The 4,808-nt window shown below is 33.7% G+C and carries 2 protein-coding genes; both read left to right on the top strand.

Annotated features, from left to right (window positions below; all coding sequences use genetic code 11):
• Positions 1–747 (top strand): hypothetical protein (locus FGQ49_RS10465; RefSeq protein WP_171020686.1); only part of this gene is annotated, 747 nt, incomplete at its 5' end.
• Positions 748–1,124: 377 nt separating this feature from the next.
• Complete coding sequence (gene nifJ / locus FGQ49_RS10070) at positions 1,125–4,637, top strand: pyruvate:ferredoxin (flavodoxin) oxidoreductase (RefSeq protein ID WP_138269735.1); 3,513 nt, start codon at positions 1,125–1,127, stop codon at positions 4,635–4,637.
• Positions 4,638–4,808 lie beyond the last annotated feature (171 nt).

Below are 4,808 nucleotides of genomic sequence, written 5' to 3'. Positions count from 1 at the left end.
ATTAATATTAGTGATTTATATGATAATGATTGGAAAAGAGTAGGAATTTTAATGGAGGTTTTCTTAGATAAAAATGGAATTATTGAGTTTAAAGAAAATATTAATATTATAGGATATATAGATATTGGTAAATTAAAATTTCTTGTTTTTTTAGAGAAACTTAAAAAAGATAGAGTATATAGAATACATAATTTCTTTAATTATAATTTGAATGTTTTTGTAAAAGATATAAATGGAGAAATGTTTTCTGTTTCACAATTTCATAGTTTATGTTATAAAGATTTATTAACACTAAATAATATCGATTTTAATATATTGCTTCCTGCATTTAAAAAAATAGAACATCATAGACTAACATATTATGTAGCAAGTGATTTCTTTCTTGAATTATTAAAAGCTTATGATATAGCAGAAGGGATTAGGAAAGAGAAAATATTAAAAACTTGTCAAGAATTTTGTGACTGGATTTCGCAAGCTCCAGATCAAGAGTTTGATAAGCAAATTAAAATTTTGAATAAGTTACAATTTATCAAAAGGATAAGAGAACTTGATTTAAATGAGAAAGAATGTTTACGTAAATTACTTGCTGATAATTCAACAAAATATGATATTATAGTAGGGGCATATTTACTTTTGGAACAACAAGAAGCAGCTGAAATATATTTTTCAAAGCTTTCTGAAGAAGAACAGAAAACTTTTAAAAAATATCCAATATATCATTTTTGGAGAAAAACAGATGTAATATAAGATGTAAAAGTATATAAAAATAGATTTGAGAAAAACGTATATTTAAATAAAACACAACGTTCATAATTTTATGGACGTTTTTTATTAAAAAAGTATTATGAAAGTAAGTAAGTGTTATGAAAACATATTCATAAAACATTGATGTATATCATTACATTTGTAATGAAATATTTTTAACAAGATAATTGTAATAATCTTTGAAAAGTTGAAAAAGTCCTTATTTACAGGTATTTATTCAATTGTAAAAAAAATGATGAATTTTTGAAAAAATTTTTAAATTATCCTTTATTTTTTAATTATTATTTATTATAATGGGTTAGATGTAAAATATATATAATATAATTTTTAGATAAATTTTTGGGAGGATATATTATATTATGGCTAAAACAATGAAAACAATGGACGGTAATACTGCCGCTGCTTATTGCTCTTATGCATTTACAGAAGTAGCTGGTATTTACCCAATCACACCATCTTCTCCAATGGCTGAATGCGTTGATGAATGGTCAGCTGCTGGAAAGAAAAACTTATTTGGTGAAACTGTTGATGTTATTGAACTTCAATCAGAAGCTGGTGCTGCAGGTGCAGTTCACGGTTCTTTAGCATCAGGTGCTCTAACAAGCACATACACAGCATCACAAGGTTTACTACTTATGATTCCTAACATGTACAAAATCGCCGGTGAATTACTTCCAGGCGTTTTCCATGTATCAGCTAGATGTTTAGCATCTCACGCTCTTAACATTTTCGGGGATCACACAGACGTTATGGCTACAAGACAAACTGGTTTTGCTATGCTTTGCTCTAACTCTGTACAAGAAGTTATGGATCTTGCAAGTGTTGCTCACTTAAGTGCTATTAAAGGAAGAGTTCCTTTCGTACACTTCTTTGACGGTTTCAGAACAAGTCATGAAATTCAAAAAATCGAAGAAATGCCTTATGAAGAATTAGCTAAATTAGTTGATTATGATGCAGTTCAAGAATTTAAAAATCATGCACTAAATCCTGAACATCCTGTAACAAGAGGTACTTGTGAAGGACCTGAAATCTTCTTCCAAGCAAGAGAAGCTTCTAACAAATTCTATGATGCAGTTCCTGCTATCGTAGCTGATTACATGAAAGAAATCAGCAAAATCACAGGAAGAGATTACAAACCTTTCAACTACTATGGTGCTGAAGATGCAGAAGACATCATCGTAGCTATGGGTTCTGTATGTGAAGCTGTTGAAGAAACAGTTGATTACTTAAACGCTAACGGTGAAAAAGTTGGTTTATTAAAAGTTCATTTATACAGACCATGGGCTCCTGAATACATGTTTGAAGTTTTACCTAAAACAGTTAAGAGAGTTGCTGTATTAGACAGAACAAAAGAACCTGGTGCATCAGGACAACCACTTTACTTAGACATCAAAGATGCTTTCTATGGTAAAGAAAATGCTCCTTTAATCGTTGGTGGTATTTATGGTCTTGGTAGTAAAGATACTACACCATCTCACATTAAAGCAGTTTATGACAACTTAAAAGCTGAAAACCCTAAAAATGATTTCACAATCGGTATCGTTGATGACGTTACTAACAAATCATTAGAAGTTAAAGAAGATATTATCACAGTTCCAGAAGGAACAGTTTCTTGTAAATTCTGGGGTCTTGGTTCAGACGGTACTGTAGGTGCTAACAAATCTGCAATCAAAATCATCGGTGATAACACAGATATGTATGCTCAAGGTTACTTCGCATATGACTCTAAAAAATCTGGTGGGGTTACAGTATCTCACTTAAGATTCGGTGAAAAACCAATCAAATCAACATACTTAATCGCTGATGCTGATTTCGTATCTTGTTCTACACAAGCATATGCTGAAAACTATGACTTAGTAAGCGACATTAAACCAGGCGGAGTATTCTTATTAAACACTGTTTGGGATATGGACGACCTTGAAAAACATCTACCAAAAGAAATGAAACAAACTATTGCTAACAATAATATTCAGTTCTACACAATCAATGCTACAAAGATTGCTGAAGAAATCGGTCTTGGTAGAAGAACAAACATGATTATGCAAGCTGCATTCTTCAAATTATCTGAAGTTATGCCTTACGATAAAGCTGAAGCTTTACTTAAAGACTCAGTTAAGAAAACATATGGTAAAAAAGGTGACAAAGTTGTTAACATGAACATCGCTGCTATCGAAAACGGTGTTAGCGAATTAGTTAAAATTGATGTTCCTGAAAGCTGGAAAACAGCTGACAACGAAGCTCCTGCTAAACCTGAAAGAACTGAATTCGTTGAAAAAGTATGTGACGTTATGAACGCTCAAAAAGGTGATACACTTCCTGTATCTGCATTCAACGGTTATGAAGACGGTACATTCCCAGCTGGAACAGCTAAATACGAAAAAAGAGGTGCTGCTGTTAACGTACCTGTATGGGAAGCTGAAAAATGTATCCAATGTAACCAATGTTCATATGTATGTCCACATGCAACAATCAGACCTTTCTTATTAAATGAAGAAGAAAAAGCTAACGCTCCTGAAGGATTTGATACAATCGCTTCTAAAGGTCCTGGAGTTGAAGGTTATGAATACAGAATCCAAGTTTCTTCTTATGACTGCTTAGGTTGTGGTCAATGTGTTGAAACTTGTCCAACAGGTGCAATCAAAATGGTACCTATCGGAGAAGTTCTTGAAGAAGAAGGTAAATGTTGGGATTACGCTATGACTCTTTCTAAGAAAGACATCAACGTAAACAAATTCACAGTAAAAGGTTCTCAATTCGAACAACCATTACTTGAATTCTCAGGCGCTTGTGCAGGTTGTGTTGAAACACCGGTTGCTAAATTAGTTACACAATTATACGGAGATAGAATGTATGTTGCAAATGCTACAGGTTGTTCTTCAATCTGGGGTGCATCAGCTCCTACAACTCCTTACACAACAAACGAAAAAGGACAAGGTCCTGCATGGGCTAACTCATTATTCGAAGACAATGCTGAATACGGATTTGGTATGATGCTTGGTGTTAAGAAAATGAGAAAAACAATCGCTCATAAATTAGAAGCATTAATCGCTGACGACGCTGTAAAAGCTGAAGTTAAAGATGCTGCTAAAGCTTGGTTAGAAGTTAAAGACCAAGGTGAAGAAAGCAAAGAAGCCAGTGCTAAATTAGTTGAAGCATTAGAAGCTTGCGGATGTGACAATGAAAATGCTAAATATGTATTAGCAAACAAAGATCAATTAGTTAAAAAATCATTCTGGATTCTTGGTGGAGACGGTTGGTCATACGATATCGGTTACGGCGGACTTGATCATGTACTTGCATCAAACGAAGACGTTAACGTATTAGTATTCGATACAGAAGTTTACTCAAATACAGGTGGTCAATCTTCTAAAGCTACTCCAGCTGCTGCAATCGCTGAATTCGCTGCTTCTGGTAAGAAAACTAAGAAGAAAGATTTAGGTATGATGGCTAAAACATATGGTTATGTATATGTAGCACAAGTTTCAATCGGTGCTGACAAAAACCAATTAATCAAAGCTATCAAAGAAGCTGAAGCTCACAACGGTCCATCTTTAATCATCGCTTACTCTCCATGTATCAACCATGGTATTAACATGACTAAAGCCGGAAGTGAAGCTAAAAAAGCTGTTGAAGTTGGATACTGGCATTTATACAGATATAATCCAGATCTAATTGCTGAAGGTAAAAATCCATTCACATTAGACAGCAAAGAACCTAACATGGATGGCTTCATTGACTTCCTTAAAGGTGAAAGAAGATACGCTAACCTTGCAAGACAATATCCTGATAAAGCTGACGAATTATTCGAAAAGAATAAACAAGATGCTCTTGAAAGATATCAAGGTTACAAAACATTAGCTGAACAAGAATAATATATTCTCAAAAATTAAAAGGCACTGCTTATGCAGTGTCTTTTTTATTAGGGGTTTCACCCCTAAAACCCGACCAAATATTTGCTCGCCCAAATATTTGGATAAAAGGGCGCCACTGGGCGTGGAGTTTTAGGGTTTCGCTCTAAAGAGCGACCAGTATTTTTCCGAAGA

The organism is Anaerofustis stercorihominis (assembly GCF_005844425.1).
Classification (GTDB): Bacteria; Bacillota; Clostridia; order Eubacteriales; family Anaerofustaceae; genus Anaerofustis; species Anaerofustis butyriciformans.
Note: the sequence above shows the minus strand (reverse complement) of the source record. Positions and strands in the feature narration are given on the sequence as shown.